The organism is Arsenicitalea aurantiaca, assembly GCF_003994485.1.
GTDB classification, from domain to species: Bacteria; Pseudomonadota; Alphaproteobacteria; order Rhizobiales; family Devosiaceae; genus Arsenicitalea; species Arsenicitalea aurantiaca.
Map to the genome: position 1 here is coordinate 1 of NZ_RZNJ01000008.1, position 15,778 is coordinate 15,778.

The 15,778-nt window shown below is 65.5% G+C and carries 14 protein-coding genes; 3 read left to right on the forward strand and 11 right to left on the reverse strand.

All coding sequences use genetic code 11. From position 1 onward, the window contains the following. Positions 1 to 835 precede the first annotated feature (835 nt). Positions 836 to 1,918, reverse strand: coding sequence for a cache domain-containing protein (locus EMQ25_RS16825; RefSeq protein WP_127189776.1), 1,083 nt, complete (start codon positions 1,916 to 1,918; stop codon positions 836 to 838). 295 nt (positions 1,919 to 2,213) lie between these two features. Between EMQ25_RS16825 and EMQ25_RS16830 the strand changes: the two genes are divergently transcribed. After that, positions 2,214 to 3,575, forward strand: a complete 1,362-nt coding sequence (locus EMQ25_RS16830) for a putative bifunctional diguanylate cyclase/phosphodiesterase (RefSeq protein ID WP_158626122.1) — start codon at positions 2,214 to 2,216, stop codon at positions 3,573 to 3,575. A 13-nt stretch (positions 3,576 to 3,588) separates the two neighbouring features. Here EMQ25_RS16830 and EMQ25_RS16835 read toward each other — a convergent pair whose 3' ends face one another. The 4 genes from EMQ25_RS16835 to EMQ25_RS16850 are packed head-to-tail and all read right to left on the reverse strand — an operon-like array spanning position 3,589 to position 7,934. Further along, positions 3,589 to 4,413, reverse strand: a complete 825-nt coding sequence (locus tag EMQ25_RS16835) for an N-acyl homoserine lactonase family protein (RefSeq protein ID WP_127189778.1) — start codon at positions 4,411 to 4,413, stop codon at positions 3,589 to 3,591. A gap of 10 nt (positions 4,414 to 4,423) precedes the next feature. After that, positions 4,424 to 5,419, reverse strand: a complete 996-nt coding sequence (locus EMQ25_RS16840) for an ABC transporter permease (protein ID WP_127189779.1) — start codon at positions 5,417 to 5,419, stop codon at positions 4,424 to 4,426. After that, positions 5,416 to 6,978: a sugar ABC transporter ATP-binding protein gene (locus EMQ25_RS16845; protein ID WP_244606633.1), complete on the reverse strand. Its 1,563-nt coding sequence runs from the start codon at positions 6,976 to 6,978 to the stop codon at positions 5,416 to 5,418. Before EMQ25_RS16845 ends, EMQ25_RS16840 begins: the two co-directional genes overlap by 4 nt. Before the next feature lie 14 nt (positions 6,979 to 6,992). Then, positions 6,993 to 7,934: a sugar ABC transporter substrate-binding protein gene (locus tag EMQ25_RS16850; RefSeq protein ID WP_127189780.1), complete on the reverse strand. Its 942-nt coding sequence runs from the start codon at positions 7,932 to 7,934 to the stop codon at positions 6,993 to 6,995. A gap of 164 nt (positions 7,935 to 8,098) precedes the next feature. On the opposite strand from EMQ25_RS16850, the gene EMQ25_RS16855 reads away from it, so the two are divergent. Further along, a complete protein-coding gene (locus EMQ25_RS16855) occupies positions 8,099 to 9,103 on the forward strand; it encodes a LacI family DNA-binding transcriptional regulator (protein WP_127189781.1) in 1,005 nt (334 codons plus the stop codon). Here the strand turns inward: EMQ25_RS16855 and EMQ25_RS16860 are convergent. The 5 genes from EMQ25_RS16860 to EMQ25_RS16880 all read right to left on the reverse strand — a co-directional run bounded on the left by EMQ25_RS16860 (position 9,093) and on the right by EMQ25_RS16880 (position 14,229). Continuing rightward, positions 9,093 to 10,583 carry a tripartite tricarboxylate transporter permease gene (locus tag EMQ25_RS16860; RefSeq protein WP_127189782.1) on the reverse strand — a complete coding sequence of 497 codons (1,491 nt, stop codon included), beginning with the start codon at positions 10,581 to 10,583 and terminating at the stop codon, positions 9,093 to 9,095. The genes EMQ25_RS16855 and EMQ25_RS16860 overlap by 11 nt on opposite strands. Further along, the gene (locus EMQ25_RS16865) at positions 10,574 to 11,065 is read right to left on the reverse strand and encodes a tripartite tricarboxylate transporter TctB family protein (protein WP_127189783.1); all 492 of its coding nucleotides are present in this window, start codon (positions 11,063 to 11,065) and stop codon (positions 10,574 to 10,576) included. The genes EMQ25_RS16860 and EMQ25_RS16865 overlap by 10 nt, the downstream gene beginning before the upstream one ends. A gap of 37 nt (positions 11,066 to 11,102) precedes the next feature. After that, on the reverse strand, positions 11,103 to 12,074 hold the full coding sequence (locus EMQ25_RS16870; RefSeq protein WP_127189784.1) for a tripartite tricarboxylate transporter substrate binding protein: 972 nt from the start codon (positions 12,072 to 12,074) through the stop codon (positions 11,103 to 11,105). A gap of 31 nt (positions 12,075 to 12,105) precedes the next feature. Further along, a complete protein-coding gene (locus EMQ25_RS16875; protein WP_127189785.1) occupies positions 12,106 to 12,966 on the reverse strand; it encodes an amidohydrolase family protein in 861 nt (286 codons plus the stop codon). Between the two features lie 216 nt (positions 12,967 to 13,182). Then, a complete protein-coding gene (locus tag EMQ25_RS16880; RefSeq protein ID WP_127189786.1) occupies positions 13,183 to 14,229 on the reverse strand; it encodes a LacI family DNA-binding transcriptional regulator in 1,047 nt (348 codons plus the stop codon). A gap of 77 nt (positions 14,230 to 14,306) precedes the next feature. Between EMQ25_RS16880 and EMQ25_RS16885 the strand changes: the two genes are divergently transcribed. Next, positions 14,307 to 15,461 (forward strand): mandelate racemase/muconate lactonizing enzyme family protein, encoded by a 1,155-nt coding sequence (locus tag EMQ25_RS16885; RefSeq protein ID WP_127189787.1) that lies wholly within the window; start codon positions 14,307 to 14,309, stop codon positions 15,459 to 15,461. A 90-nt stretch (positions 15,462 to 15,551) separates the two neighbouring features. Here the strand turns inward: EMQ25_RS16885 and EMQ25_RS18220 are convergent, their stop codons facing one another. Beyond that, positions 15,552 to 15,731, reverse strand: coding sequence for a hypothetical protein (locus EMQ25_RS18220; protein ID WP_127189788.1), 180 nt, complete (start codon positions 15,729 to 15,731; stop codon positions 15,552 to 15,554). Positions 15,732 to 15,778: the final 47 nt, after the last annotated feature.

Below are 15,778 nucleotides of genomic sequence, written 5' to 3' on the forward strand. Positions count from 1 at the left end.
GGCTACGCGACCGTTGGGGCGTGCTGGATTCCTGGCTCTACTGGCTGACGGCGTTCGCCTTCCGGCTTTCCTGCATCGTCTATCCCCTGCTCTACTGGTATTTCGGGGTCATCGTGGTCGATGCCGACATCAACGGCATCCTCGCCCATTTCATCCCCTATTACCTCGCCTCGATGCTCTACATGAACTTCGTGTCGCGCGGCATGTTCGTGCCGCTCATCAACGACATCAGCCAGCTCGTCGGCGCCTGGGAGATCTCGCGGGCTGCCGTCATCGGCTGGCTGAGGCCGCACGGGCATGCCTTCAAGGTCACGATGAAGGGGGGCGAGCGCAACCGCGTCACCGTCCACTGGTCGATCCTGCGGCGGTTCCTCGTCCTCTTCGTGCTGACGCTGTTCGGGCTCGTGATTGGGCTTTTGTCCGACTATGCGTTCGACGNTCCTCGCCGGAACGATCCTCGTCTGCATCGACCTGCCGCGCACCGCCTCGATCCTGCGCTCCAACCCTGAGCAAATCCGCGTTCTGCTGCCCTCGGGCGAGCGCCAGGCCTGGCTCGTCGACGTCCATCAGGAAGCGCTGCGCCTGCGCGGGCTCGACCTGGCCCCCGGCACGGTCTTCACGGCGATCGTGCCCGAAATCGGCGCGGTCGAGGCCGAAGTGACCCAGGTCGTGGGCGCAACGCTCGATGCGCGGCTCGATCTCGGCTTTGAAGCCCGCGAGCGCCTGATCGGCAAGCTTCACACCAAGGCGGGCGCTCCAGGCACGGGTGTCGTGGCGGCCGCGAGCCTCGGCGCCGGCCTCATCCGGCGCGTCATCGCAGGCACCATCAGGTGAGCTAGCGGGAGGCCCCCTCGCCGGGGCCCGATTGCAGGCGCACCACCGCTTCGCTCAGCGTGTTGACCTCGCGGAAGCGCGTGTGCTCGCGCACGTAGCCGACAGGTTCGCCCTTGGCGAGCTTGAGGAGCATGTCGGCGAGCGTGCCGAGGGGGCGCAGCAGCGAGATGAGGACGAGCGCAAAGGCGAGGATGGCCATCAGATAGGCGAGCACGGCGCCGAGCGCCATGGTCGACATGAACTGCCGCTGCGCCCCGAAGACGAAATCGGGATCGATCCGCGCGACGAGCCGCCAGCCGAAATCGGGCAGCGTCTCGTAGCCGAACTGCGGCACGATGCGGCTGAAATAACTCTGCCCGTCCGGCCATGTCTCGCTGTAGGTGCCGTCGACCCCGAGGGTGGCGGCGCGGAACACGGAGAGCTGTCCGGTCGCATCGCTGATCGAATCGGTCGCGAGGATGATGGTGCCGGCGCTGTTGACGATGAAGGCGTCGAGCTCGAGCTCCGCCGCCGCCTCGGTTACCAGCGAGCGCACCCAGCGCCAGTCGACATGCGCCCCGAGCACGCCCGTCACCTGTCCGCCCGGCCCGAGGATCGGGGCCGAAAAATCGACGAAGCGCAGGGGCTCTCCACCATCGTTGCCGAGCAATTGCGCAAGCAGCACCGCCTCGTGCACATCGCCTGCGAACGGACCCTGGAGCCCCGCCTGAAACCAGGGGCGCTGTGCCACATTCTGCCCCACGAGCAGCCCGTCGCGCGCCGAGACCACCGTGCCATCGGCGCGCGCAACCCCGATCCAGGAGACCTTGCCCTCGTCATCGGCAAGCGCGTCGAACCGGACCTGCAGGGCCTCGGGATCCTCATTGATCGCGATCTGGCCCGCCGTCAGTTCGACATCCCGCCACTCCTCATAGAGCGCGCGCGAGAGGAAGGTGCCGAGCGCCTGCGCGCGCACCTCGACCGCCCGCACCGCAGTCGCCGTGCCATAGTCCTGAAGCCCGCGCTGGAAGAACACGCCCAGCACCAGCATCGCCGTTCCCAGCACCAGGGCCACGATCAGCACGATCAGCGATTTCAACGACATGGCACACCCGCTCCTTGCTCGCGCACGGCGCGCCGATGACGGGCCGTCCAGTCTCCTGCACTGGCGCGATAGTCTTAAAAACGTCTCGCTGGATCAAGGGCCGAGAAGGCGTCTTCGCCGCGCGCAAGAGCCTTTCGCCCCATCTTCGGCAGATCCACGACGCTCCGCCACGACGTCCGCATCTGCCGGTCAGACTGTCACAGCGTTGCACACAAGGGCCGAGACTGTGTACGGTTTAAAACAGAACGCAGTCGAAAACGGAAACAGAGCACGCGTCGAAACGGAAGGCCCATCGATGACACAGTCTCGCCTGCGGCCAGTTCTTGGTGCCAATACTCAATATTCTGCGCGAATGATCGTCGCCTATCGCTATGGCGCCCTGGCGATTGCCGGGGTCGGCGTTGCATGGGCTCTGGTCTTTGGCGCGATGGGCTGGTGGTGGGTGGTTGCACTCGACATCGGCATCATCGCCTCCGGGCTGGCAATTTATCTGCTCATCCGGAAGGGCCATTTCACGTTCGGCCTCCTCGCTGCCCAGGCTGCGTTGATGGTGATCGCCATCGTCATGGGGCTCCTGCTCGATGTCCCGACCGAGGACGCGCCGCGGGTCAGCCACCTCTATTTGCTCGTCGTTGCCGCGCTCGGCTATCTCAACTACCAGCGCAACAGGTCCCGGATGCAGCTCGTGCTGATCGGGCTCTGTCTTTTCGCCTTCGTCGTCTTTGCGAGCGCCCCCCTCGCCTCGCCTTATGACGTGACGATGCCACCACTCGTGCGCAGCATCGGCACCTGGGCGAATGCCGCGCTCGCCACCGCCATGCTCGCGGCCTGTACGCACGCCATGCATGCCGATTTCGTGAGGCGCAACAGCTTCAGCCGCGATCTGGCGGCTGCGCTCTGGAATGACGAATTCCAGCTCGCCTACCAGCCCCAGGTTGACCTTAAAAAGGCAACGATCGGCGCGGAAGCGCTCCTGCGCTGGACGAGCGCGCATCGGGGAGCGGTCTCGCCCGCGGAGTTCATTGCTGAGGCCGAAAAGCTCGGCCTCATGGTTGGGATCGGTGGCTGGGTGCTCGAGCAGGGCTGCAGCGTTCTTGCCCAATGGGCAAGCGTCCCGCATCTGCGCCACCTCACGCTTTCGGTCAATGTCAGCCCCAGCCAGCTGATGCATGACGAGTTCGAAACGCTTGTCGGGGACACGCTCGCCCGCACCAGGGCGGATCCCCGGCGGCTGACGCTGGAGCTGACCGAGAGCATCCTCGTCACCGACATGGACCTCGTCGTCGCAAAGCTCGATCGCCTCCACGCCATGGGCATCACCTTCGCCCTCGACGATTTCGGCACAGGCTATTCCTCGCTCTCCTATCTGCGGCGCCTGCCGATCCAGCAGATCAAGATCGACCGCGGCTTCGTGCAGGACGCGGCCAGCACTGCGCGCAGCGCCGGGCTCGTGCGGAACGTCATCCGGATCGGCGCGGACCTCGAGCTCGACGTTCTGGCCGAAGGGGTGGAAACCGAAGAGCAGCACGCGTTGCTCGCGGCCGCCGGCTGCAGCCAGTTCCAGGGCTTTCTCTATGGCAGGCCGATGCCCCGGGCCACGTTCGAAGAGCGCGTCGCAGCAGAGGCACTGGCGGAAGACGCGGGCTCGGCGGCCTGACCGCCTGCCATCGCTAGCCGGCCTTGACGATATGGAAGCCTTCGACTTCCGCGACGACCGGAAGCCCCTTCCAGCGCTCGATATCGTGCAGGATCACGAGGCGCTCCATCTCTCCGGCAAGCTCCTTGTTGATCTTGTCGATGGTCTTGAGCTGCTCCCAGACATTGCCGGTGGCGTTGTTGAGCGGAACGTAGACGCCATCATTGCCACGCCCGGTCAGCTGCAGGCGCGAATAGACGCAGTCCCCGGAGATGACGAGCCTGCCGCGCGCGGTTTCGATGGTGACGAATTGCTGGCCCACCGTGTGGCCGCTCCCCAGCCGCACATGCAGACCGGGCAAGACGTTGTCGCAATCCCCGTCGATCAGCATCACCCGGTGCTCGATCGAGGCATCGAGCGCGGAGCGCAGATTGTCCGGATCGATGATGGCGGTCAGATAACCGAATTGTTTGGGGAGCGCGATCGCTTCGTACCAGCTCAGCAATTCGCTCTTTTGCACATGGATGCGGGCCTCTGGGAACTCCCCGACCGAGCCCATGTGGTCGAAATGGCAATGGGTGAGCACGATGTCGGTGACGGCCTCGGGGGCAACCCCGAGCTCGGCGAGGAGCCGCAGCGGGGACACCCAGTCCGGGATGCCGAACTTGTTGGAAAAGCCGTGCTCGTGCTGCATGAAGCCGGTGTCGATCAGGACGTTGCGATCGCCCTGGCGCGCGAGGATGAAGGAGAAGGGCAGGTCGACGCGGCCGTCCTCGTACATGCCCGAGATCAGATCGACCCAGGGCTGGTCCTTGGACCGCGCATACTCCATCACAAAGACGTCCCAGATATCGGCCATGGTTTCCTCCTCAGCTTTCTGCCAGCGACCGGCCGAGGCTCGAGAGCCCCACGGCGACGATCAGGATGGCGCCCTGAAACACATATTGCGAGAAGGTCGGGGCGCCGAAGATGTTGAGGCCGTTGAACCCGAAGGCGATGATCAGCGCGCCGACGAACGTGCCGAGCACGTGGAACTCGCCGTCGCGGAGCGTGGCGGACCCCAGGAACACCGCGGCGAATGCGGTGAGGAGGTAAGAGTCCGCGGCGCTCGCCGTGCCGCTGCCGAGCCGGGAGGCGAGGAGGATGCCGGTCAGGGCCGCGCACATGCCCGAAACGACGAAGCCGAGGATCTTGATGCGGTCGACATCGATGCCGGCAAGCCGCGCCGCGACGGCATTGCCGCCCACCGCCTGGATTTCCTGGCCGAGCCCCGTGCGCTCGACGAGGACCCAGAGCGCACCGAGCACCAGAACCATCACCACGATATTGTTGGGAATGCCGAAGAGCCACCGCCCCAGCGACAGCTGGAGGAAGGCCTCGGGCACGCCGGCGACGATCGGCACGCCGGAGGAATAGGCGAAGGCGAGCCCGGTCAGGATCGTGCCGACACCGAGCGTCGCGATCACCGAATTGACCTTGATCTTGGTGACGATGACGCCGTTGACGAGGCCGATCAGCGCCCCAAGTCCGATGACGATCACGACGGCGAGCGGGATCGGCAGCTGGTCCTGCACGATCAGCCCCGTCACGAGGATGCCGTGAAGGCTCGCGGCAAACCCGATCGAGAGATCGAGCTCACCCACGATGACCGCAAGCGTCAACCCGCCCGCGATGATCATCGCGAGCGAAGCCTGGTTGAGCACATTGGTGAAATTGCCGAGGGTCGGGAAGGCCCGAGGCGAGAGGATGGAGAAGGCGAGGAGCATCGCCAGCAGGCCGAGGATCGTCGCATAGCGCGCGAAAATCCCGAGTCCGGTCTTCATGCCCGGGGTCAGCCTGCGGCCCGACAGGGAACTCTCGCTCATGCCGGCACTCCTTGTCTTTGCACTTCATAGCTCGCCTGGACGATGGCGTTGCGCGACAGCGCCTCGCCGGACAGCTCCTCGACGATGCGGCCCTCGGCCATCACCAGCACCCGGTCACAGAGGTCCGGAAGTTCGTCGGGTTCGGACGAGATCACCAGCACCGCCATGCCCGAGCCGGCGAGCTCGCGGATGAGCTTGTGGATTTCCCCGCGGGCGCCGATGTCGACGCCGCGGGTCGGTTCGTCGAGGATCAGCACTTGCGGTTCGCGCCGCAGCCAGCGCCCGATGACCACCTTCTGCTGGTTGCCGCCGCTGAGCCGGCCGACCGGCTGGTCCACGCCCTGCGTCTTGATCGCGAGGGCCTTGATGGTTTCGGCGCCCATATGGACCTGCCGGCTGCGGCTGAGGAGAGGCAGCGCCCGCCCGATGACGAGGCGATCGAGATTGGCGAGCCCGAGATTAAAGAGGACGCTCTTGGAGAGCACCAGCCCTTCGGCGCGGCGCTCCTCGGGCACGAGGCCGAGGCCGGCCTTGACCGCCGCGGCCGGCGAGCGGGGCGCAAAGGGCTTGCCGGCAAGGGTCATGCTGCCGGCATCGGGCCGATCGGCGCCATAGATCAGGCGGGCAAGCTCGGTGCGTCCGGCCCCCACAAGACCGCCAATGCCGAGCACCTCGCCGCGATGGAGCGCCAAGCTCACGCCCTTGACCCGCGGCATCCTCGTCAGATCGGCGAGTTCGAGCACGGTTTCGGACCCGGTTTCGGACCGTGTCGGCCGAACGGCAGGGGCGAGACCCTTGCCGACGATCGCCTCGACCAGCGTCTGGCGCGTGAGGCCCGCACGGCTGAAGAGGTCGACCGAACGGCCGTCGCGGAACACCGACACCCGGTCGCAGAGATCGAGGATCTCGTCGAGCCGGTGCGACACGTAGAGCACCGTGACGCCCGAGCGCGACATGTCGCGAATGATGGCAAAGAGCTTCTCGCTCTCACTGGCGGACAGGGATGCGGTGGGCTCATCCATGACGATCAGCCGCGACTTGCGCACCAGCGCGCGGCAGATGTTGATCAGCCAGTTCTCGGCCGTGGAGAGACCTTTGACGCTGGCGTTGAGCGGCGCGGTGATGCCGACGCGGGCGGCGATGGGCGCGACATCGCGCGCGATGGCGGCCCAGTCGGTGAGCCCGAAGCGCGAGGGCTTCGGCACGCCCAGCATGATGTTCTGCAACACCGTCATGCCGGGCACGAAGGCCAGTTCCTGGTGGATGAAGCTCATGCCGTGCGCCGCGGCGGCTTGTGCGTTGGCAATCTGAGTGGGTTTGCCGTCGATCTCGATGCTGCCGGCATCGGGGCGGACGAGCCCGGCGAGGATGCGGATGAGGGTCGACTTGCCCGCGCCATTGGCACCGACCAGCCCGTGCACCTCGCCCGGGCGCAGATCGATCGAGACATCCTTGAGCGCCTGGGCGCCGCCGAACGCCTTTGCGATATGGCTCGCCACGATGAACGGGGACGCTTCGGGCGCCCCCGTCACTGGCGATGTGCGCGTCGTCGTGGTCACGAAGCCCCCTGGACCTACTGGATGGCTTCGGGATGCTCGGCGATGAAGGCCTCGACCGTATCCTGGGTGACCAGCACGGCGGGGACTTCGGCGGCGGTGGGCGTCCAGTCGTCACCGGCGGCGATGATCTCCTCGAGCATCTTCACCATCTGGTAGCCTTCGGTGTAGCTGTCCTGCCAGGCGGTCGCGGTCATGTGGCCGTTGCGGATGTTCTCGAGTGCCTGGGCATTGCCGTTGACGCCATAGACGGCGACGTCGGTGCGGCCCTGGGCGCGCAGCGAGCCGATGGCGCCGATCGCCGGATCGTCCCAGCAGCCCCAGATCGCAAGGTTCTCGCTGCCTTCGGGACGCGAGGCGAGCCAGGCATTGGCGTATTGCGCGCCGTCCTCGAAATAGCCCGGAATGCGGACTTCGTTCTTGGTGACGGTGATGTCGGGATATTGGGCGAGGATCTCGTCCATCTGCGTTTCGCGGTTGCGGCAGACTTCGCCCGTGCGATAGGTCAGCGCGAGAACCGAGCCCGTGCCGCCCATCCGCTCGACCATGGTCTCGATGACGGGCACGGCCATCGGCCCGCCCGAACCATTGGTGGCGGCGACGGTCGAACCCAGCCCGCCGCCCCATGTGACGACCGGAATTCCGGCCGAGCCGGCCGCGTCCAGCCCTGCTCCGATCGAGGAGAAGGGGAAGACCATGTCGATGATGGCGGTAGCGCCCAGCTGGGCGAAGTTCTGGATAGCCGCATTGGCCTGGTCGGCATTGCCCGCTGCATCGACGACGTTGACCTGCCAGCCGAGTTCCTCGGCAGCCTTGGCCGCGCCCTGGATGTAGCGGACGTTGTTGGCCTCGGTCGCGCTGATCGAGACGATGCCCAAGAGGGGCTGATCCTGTGCCGGAGCCGCCGCGCTCGAAGCGGCCAGGGCGAGTGCAACCATTCCCAGCGTCAGTGTTCTCATTTCCAACTCCCTTTGCTGGTCGGGCCCTGCCTCTTGGCTGGGGCATCTGGCCAAACCGTTTCGCCAGCGTTCTCCAACTTCGCTCGTCTTGCAACAGAAATCGTACTGGACAGCGGGCAATTTCTTGTCTCAGACTTAGCGAAACGATTAGCTATGGTGGGTCAGTGGCCACGATCAGGGATGTCGCGAAGGCGGCGCGCGTATCGACGGCAACCGTGTCGGCGGTGGTCAACGACACCGCGTTCGTCAGCCCCGAGCTGCGTGCCCGCGTGCAGGCGGCGATACGCGAACTGCGCTACTCCCCCTCGCTCGTCGCCCGCAATCTGCGCCGCGGGCGCAGCCAGCTCATTGCGCTGGCGGTCGCCGACCTCGCCAATCCCTTCTATGCGCGCCTCGTGGCCTCGGCCGAGGCTGCGGTGGCGGGCTGGGGGTATTCACTCGTCCTCTTCAACAGCGACGAGAAGCCCGAACTGGAGCGTCGCATCCTCTCGCGGATCCGGACGCTCGGTTGCGACGGGGCCGTCGTCGTGCCGGTGGGGGCGGCCAACCAGTACCGGCAGCGCGAATTCGCGGATCTGCCGACCGTGCTGCTGGGGCGCGCGCTCGAGGGCGACCCCGCCGATACGGTGACGGTGGACAATCTTTCCGCCGGCCGGCAGGCGGGCAATTTCCTCCTTGATCTCGGGCACACCCGCATCGGCTCCATCACCGGCCCCATGCAGGTTTCGACCGGCAAGGGGCGGCTCGAGGGCCTGCTTGAGGCGATGGCGGCGCGCGGCCTCGCCCCGCAGCCGGGGCATGTGCGTTCGGGCGAGTTTCGCGAGGACGCCGCCTATTCGGTAGCCCGCGACATGATGGGTCAGCCCGATCGGCCGACCGCCCTCTACATCGCCAACGGCATGATGGCGATCGGGGCAATGCGCGCCCTCTCCGACATGGGCCTGCGCTGTCCCGAGGACGTCTCGATCGCCTCCACCGACACCATTTCGGGCGCCGGCGGGATGAGGCCGCGCCTGACGCGCACCGAGCACCCGGTCGCCGACATGACCGATACCGCCCTGCGCATGCTGGTGGAGAGGATCGACAACAAGGTCAGCGACGCCCCCCGCCATCTCGTCTTCCAGCCCGCCCTCGTCGTCGGCGAAAGCTGCGCCCCCATCAGCCGGTGAAACGGGACCGCCGCCACGCCATCATGGCGAGCGGGGAGAGCCAGACCAGGATGGTGATCACTCCAGCGGTGCCAGCGATCGGACGGCTGAAGAAGACCAGCAGATTGCCCTGCGCGATGATCATCGAGGTGAGGAACGTCTCCTCGAGCAGACGACCGAGAACGAGGCCGAGCAAAGCCGGCGCGACCGGAAAGCCGTTCTCCTCCATGAACCAGCCGATCACACCGAAGATCAGCATGACGACGACGCCGGTCAGCGTGTTGTCCATCGCAAATGCACCGACGATACAGAACAGCATGATGATGGGCATGAGGATCTCGCGCCGCACATCGAGGATGTAGCGCGAAAGCTTGATCGCGCCATACCCCAGCGGCAGCATCAGGAGATTGGCGAGGATGAAGGAGAGGAATATCCCGTAAACGAGGGTCGGCTGCGCCGTGAAGATGGTGGGCCCCGGGGTCAGCCCCTTCATGAACAGAACGCCGATGACGATCGCAGTCATCGAATCTCCGGGAATGCCCAGGACGGTCGCCGGAATGTAGCTCGATGAGACGCTGGCATTGTTGGCGGCACCCGCGGAAGCGATGCCTTCGAGCGAGCCCTCGTCGAACTTTTTGGGTTCGCGCGTGAACTTGCGGGCCAGCGCATAGGATATCCACGCCGCGATGTCCGCCCCCGCACCCGGAAGAATGCCGGTCCCGGTACCAACGATGACGCCCGTGCCAATGCTGCGCTTGTATGGCCAGAGCGCGGGGATCAATCCCTTGAAGACATTGCCGATCCGCGCCGTCGTCCGCTGAGCGGCCGGTTCGGTGCTGATGGCGTAGCGCAGGATTTCAGCGACAGCGAACATGCCGATCAGGGCTGGCACGAGGGCGACGCCGCCGATCAGCTCGGTGCGCCCGAAGGTGAAGCGAGGCTGTCCGGTCACCGGAAAGATGCCGACGGTCGCAATGAAAAGGCCCAAGAGCAAGGAGATCACGCCCTTGAGCGGGCTGCCCGGGGAGATGAAGGCTGCGGAGGTCAGGCCCAGGCAGACGAACCAGAAATATTCGAACGCAGAGATGTTGAGCGCCACCCGGGCGATGGCCGGCGCGCCGAATATAAGGACCAGTGCGCCGATCAGCCCGCCCAGTGCTGAGGTGACAAGGCAGGTGCCCAGGACGAGCTCGGCCTTGCCCTGCTTGGTCAGGCGGTGGGCCGCATCGGTATAGGCGGCTGAGGCCGGCGTGCCAGGGATGCGCAGGAGCGTGCCGGGGATGTCGCCTGCGAAGATGGCCATCGCGCTGGCCGAGACGATCGCAGCAATCGCTGCGAGCGGGGCCATGAAAAAGGTTACCGGCACGAGCAGGGCGACAGCCATGGTGGCCGTGAGACCGGGAACGGAGCCGACGAAGAGCCCGAACATGGAGGCCAGGAGGACTGCCAGAAGCACGTCCGGCGCCATCAGGCTCAACAGTGCGGGCCCGATTACCTCCATGAAAGAATCCCCGCGAACGGGCTGAGGACACCGAGTGGCAGCGGGACGAGCAAGAGATCCTGGAAGATGTATTTGACCACGATGACGGCCACGATGGTGACCGCCAACGACATCACCGGCTGACGGGTGAACTGCCAGAGGGTCGCGAAGGTGACCATTGCGCCAGTGATCAGGAAGCCCAGGAAGCCGGAGGCAAGAATATAGACGATCAGGGCGGCGATCACCGTAGCGGCGTTGGCGAGGTGGACGGGCGACCGTGCCCAGGCCCCCATGACGAGCAGGGGACCGGTATCGCGACTACGCCAGCCGGTCCAGGCGAGCATCAATCCCGCCAGAAGCAGACCCGTCCCGATGAAGCCGGGAAAGAAGCCGCCACCATAGCCGCTGCCGAAGATGGGCCGGGGCTGCAGAGTTGCGGCGACCATGACGAGGACGCCGAACAGCGCAATAACCGGACCGAGGATGAGGTCTGACACTTTCACGGGACTTCTCCCCAGCCGGTTATCTGGACGTTGCGCCTTACTCGATGACACCGGCGGCGCGTAGAACCGTCTCGGTGTCCGCCTCGTGGATCAGCATCCAGTCGAGCAGTTCGGCGCTGTTGCGGTATTGCAGGCCGAAGCCGCGGGCGTTCATCGCCGTCTGAAAGTCATCGCCCTGGTAGATCTGCTCGATCGCCTCGGCGAGCTTGGTGGTTACCTCCTCGGGCAGCCCGGCCGGGCCCGCCACCGCACGGAACACGCCGCCCGGCGCTGCGCCTTCGATCTGTTCGCCGGCCGTCGGAATATCGGGGAATGTGTCGAGCCGTTCTTCGGAAAGGACCGCCAGCGTGCGGATCTCTCCCGCATCGAGCATGGATGCGGCCTCGGGAACGGAAGCGGTCAGCACGTCGACGCCGCCTGCAACCAGTTCCTGAAGGCCGGCGGCCGCACCCTGGCTCGGGACCCAGCGCAGGGCGGTGATGTCGATGCCCTGATCGATCAGCACCTTGGAGAAGGCCGAGCTCCAGCTGCTGGGGCAGGTCGCCGCGCAGCCGATGGTCAGCGATTGGGGGTTCTCCTGCAGTGCCGCGATCACCTCGTCGAGGGTCTGGATTTCGCTATCGGCCTTCACGTGGATGGCGGCGCTGTCGAAATTGTACTGGGCGATGGGGGTGTAGGATGCGCTCGTCAGATTGCCCATGCCCAGATGCCGATAGGGCGCATAGTTGAACAGGATGCCGATGGTGTAGCCATCGGGCGCGGCATTGGCGAGTTCGGTAATTCCGGCAATGCCGCCACCCTCGGCGCGGTTCACGACGTTGAAGGGCTGGCCGAAAATTTCCTCGAGATCTGCGGCGAGCAGGCGGGCGGTGGCATCGGTGCCCCCACCGGCACCTGCCGCGACGATCATGGTCACCGGGCGCTCGGGCCAGTTCTGGGCCAGAGCGGCCGAACTCGATGCTGCAACGGTCAGGACAGCCGTGCCGGCGAGCTTGAGCAGAGTATTCATGTGCGAAGTCCTCCTTGAACGTAGGCCGGGTCTAGAGGCGGGGCGGAGTGTGCCACCAATGGTCGAACGGGTTCGAATGGATGATCCCCTCGATCGTCTCGTTCGAGACTTTCGGCAGGGGCGTTCCTTCCACGAAGCGGTTGATGTTGCGCAGGTCGGCCAGAGATTCATCGACCTGGGCGAATGGGAAATCGGTGCCCCAGAAGATCTTGTTGCGATCGGCGATGAGATATTCCTGGGCCGAGATCATGGCCTGATAGAACTGCCAGGGTCGGTAGCAGATGGCCGAGACCTCGGCATAGACATTGGGGCGCTTGCGGGCGACGACGATGCACTCGTCGATCCAGGGATGGCCCATATGGGCCATGATCATCTTGAGATCAGGATAGCGCTGGGCGACGGCGTCGACATGGATCGGACGGCCCGCATCGAGCGGCGTGTCCCGCGCGAAAGTGGTGCCCATATGCATGGTCAGCGGCAGGTCGTTCTTCTGGCAGTAGGCGTAGACCGGATCCATGCGCGGGTCGTCCAGCGACACGCCATTGTAGATCGGACCGAATTTCACGCCCTGGAGCTTGAGCGTGCCCACGGCGTGCTCGAGCAGCTCCATATAGTCGGGGCGCCTGGGGTCGACGCAGGCGAAGCCGACGAACTTGTCGGGATACTTGGCGACGGCGGCGGCCGTCACCTCGTCATTGCCATCAATGCCGACTGAATCCTTGTACCGGGGCGAAAACAGGATGGCTTTGTCGACGCCCTGCAGCGCCTCGTAGATCGTGTCGGCATCCGCCAGCATCGGCACGCCGCCAGGGCGCGCGGTACCGGTGAGGTCGACTGCAGGCGGCGTGAACTGGTCACGCTCGAAGATATTGACATGACAGTCCACGATCATTGCTGCGGCTCCGGCTGTTGGATTGGGGATCGGGGCAGCGCGCCGGGGCCGGACGCAAGGTCCGCGGCAGTTGCTTGGCAGCAGATCATCGAGGAGGCCTCCCTGATCGTGTCGCGGCGCGCGCCGCAAGGCGGCGTTGCCCATCGATTGATTTAACGATACATCTTTTAGGTGGCTTGTCAAACGGTCGCAGGCAGGGGCGCGATGGCAGGAAAATCAGGTGTGTGCGCGCGTGGACCGGCCCGGCTGGAACGTGACGGGCAGCACGAGTTCGGATGCCGCGAAGGCTCCAACCTGGAGCCGATCGATGAGCAGTTCTCCGGCCCTCTCCCCAAGCAGATGTGCGGGGGAGATGACGGTGGTCAGCACCGGCTCCACGTAGCGCCAGAACGCAAAGCCGTTGAAGCCGCTGATCTGGATATCGTCGGGAACGGAAAAACCACGCGCCTGACAGGCTTTCATCGCGGCGATGGCCAGCTGGTCATTGCCCCCGACGATCGCGTCGGGAGCGCCACGCTCCTCGAGAGCGGCCAGGGTCGCCGCATAGGCGACGTCATAGCTCTCGTCGCTGCACTGGACGACCGTCGGCGGCGGAAGCCCTGCAGCCTGCAACTCTGCGGTCACGCCCGCCAGGCGCGCCTTCATCCCCGGCCATTCGGCCTGCGGGATCAGCATCCAGAACCCGCGCGCCCCGGTCTCGAGCAGATGTCGGGCTACCTGTTGGCCACCCGCGAAATCATCTTGCCGCAGCACCACGCAATCGGGCTCTTGCGAGGCCGCTTGTTCCTGGAGAAGGACAGTGGGCAGGCGCATACGCCCGATCTGGCGGATGCAGGCCTGCCGCTGAGGCTCGGAGCCGGAGAGGATCGCGACCATACCGTCCGCCTCGATCTGCTGAAAAAGGCCCGATGTCCGAAAATCGGAGGGGCGGATGCCACGGACGATGAGGCTGTAGGCATTTTGCGTGAGGTAGTTGGTGAGCCCGGTCACCTGAGCGGTAATGAACGGATCGCTGAGGAAATCGCGGTCCTCGACCACGATCAGCATGCCGATCGTCCACTGCCGGGAAAGCCGGAGCCGGCGGGCCGCCATGGACGGGCGGTAGCCCAGGCGCTCGACCACGGCGCGGATGCGTGCCGCGGTTTCCTCAGAAACCCGTCCGCGCCCGTTGAGCACGTTGGACACGGTCATCGCCGAGACGTCCGCTTCACGCGCAACGTCCTTGATGGTTACGGCCCTGTCATGTCGCCGAGGCTGGGTCATGGCAACAGCCTATCGGGGGCCCAAGCGGCGATTGCAAACCTTTTTCTCGTCCTGCCACCAACGCACCGGAGCATGCCATGTCCCCCGCAACGATTGCCGCGATCAACTGCCACCTGCTGACCCAGGACACCAGCCGTTCCGCGATCGGCTGGGCGGGAGGGCAGATCAGCCACTGGAATACCGCTCTGGTCGAGGTGCGCACCAGGGAGGGCGTCTCCGGCTGGGGGGAGGCCTACTATCCTGGCCTCAGCGCGCCCCTGGCAACACGGGCGATCGTCGAGAATTACGCGCCTTTGCTCCTGGGCGAGGACGCGACGGATGCCGCACGGCTCTTTCACAAGATGAGATCGAAATCGCTGGCCTGGGGCAAGGCGGGGCTACCCCTGATGGTGGCTGGCTCGATCGAGGTGGCGCTCTGGGACATCAAGGCGCAGATGCTCGGCGTGCCGCTGCACCATCTGTTCGGAGGAACGGCGCAGGACGCGATAACCGTATATGCGAGCGGCGGGAACGATGCGCCTCGCGCGCAGCTCATCGCTGAAATGGAGGCCTATCGCGAGCAGGGGTTCCGGGCAGTCAAGATCCGCATCGGCCGCTCGAGGTCCGAAGACGTCGCGAAGGTCCGGCTCTGCCGCGAAGTGCTCGGGCCCGACATCCAGCTGATGGTCGATGCGGTGATGGGCCATAACCCGCGTCCCTGGTCGGCTAGAGAGGCGCTCGATCGGGCGAATGCGATCGCCGAGTTCGACATCACCTGGCTGGAAGATCCGGTCGGCAATCGGGACTATGAAGGATGCGCCTTCGTGCGCGCCCATTCGCCCATCCCGATTGCGGCGGGCGAGACGGCGGTGGGCCTGCACGAGTTTCTCCCCTATTTCGAGAAGCAGGCGCTCGATTGGGTACAGCCTGATCCCACCCATTCGGGCGGGATCGGCGAATGTCGTGACATCGCGGCGCTCGCCCGGGCGCATGGCGTGCGCGTTGTCTATCATTCCTGGGGCATGGCTCCATGCCTTGCCGCCAATTATGCGCTCGCCTTCGCTGACCCCGATGTGCGCTATCTCGAATATCCCACCCATGGCCTGCCGCTGGTGCGCGAGTTGGCGGCCGACCCGCATGAGCTCGTCAACGGGCAGTTCCTCGCTCCGACCACACCAGGGCTAGGCGTGCGGCTGACTCCGGAAATTCTCGCCGCACACGGATTTGTCGAGGGCAATGTGTTCTGGCCTTAAAAGACGCCCCCGCCCCCGCGAGCGGCCGGCCGCCGCACCGGGGCGCGGCGGCATACACTTCAATGCGTGTCGGACAGCCTAAGATCCGGCTCAGCGCCTTATGGCCGCGTCCTCGGAGGCCATGTACTCGAGCTTGGCGTCCATATCCCGGGCAACGCCGATGACCATGAGCTCGAGTGGCTCAGTGCCGGTACTGGCGAACGCCCGCGTCTCGCCGAGACCCGCGGGCACGACATAGCCCTCTTCGATGCTGACGGTTTCGCTCGGCATCGATCTCCTTGAAGACCACCCAGATATCGCCAAGACCGAGGCCGGTG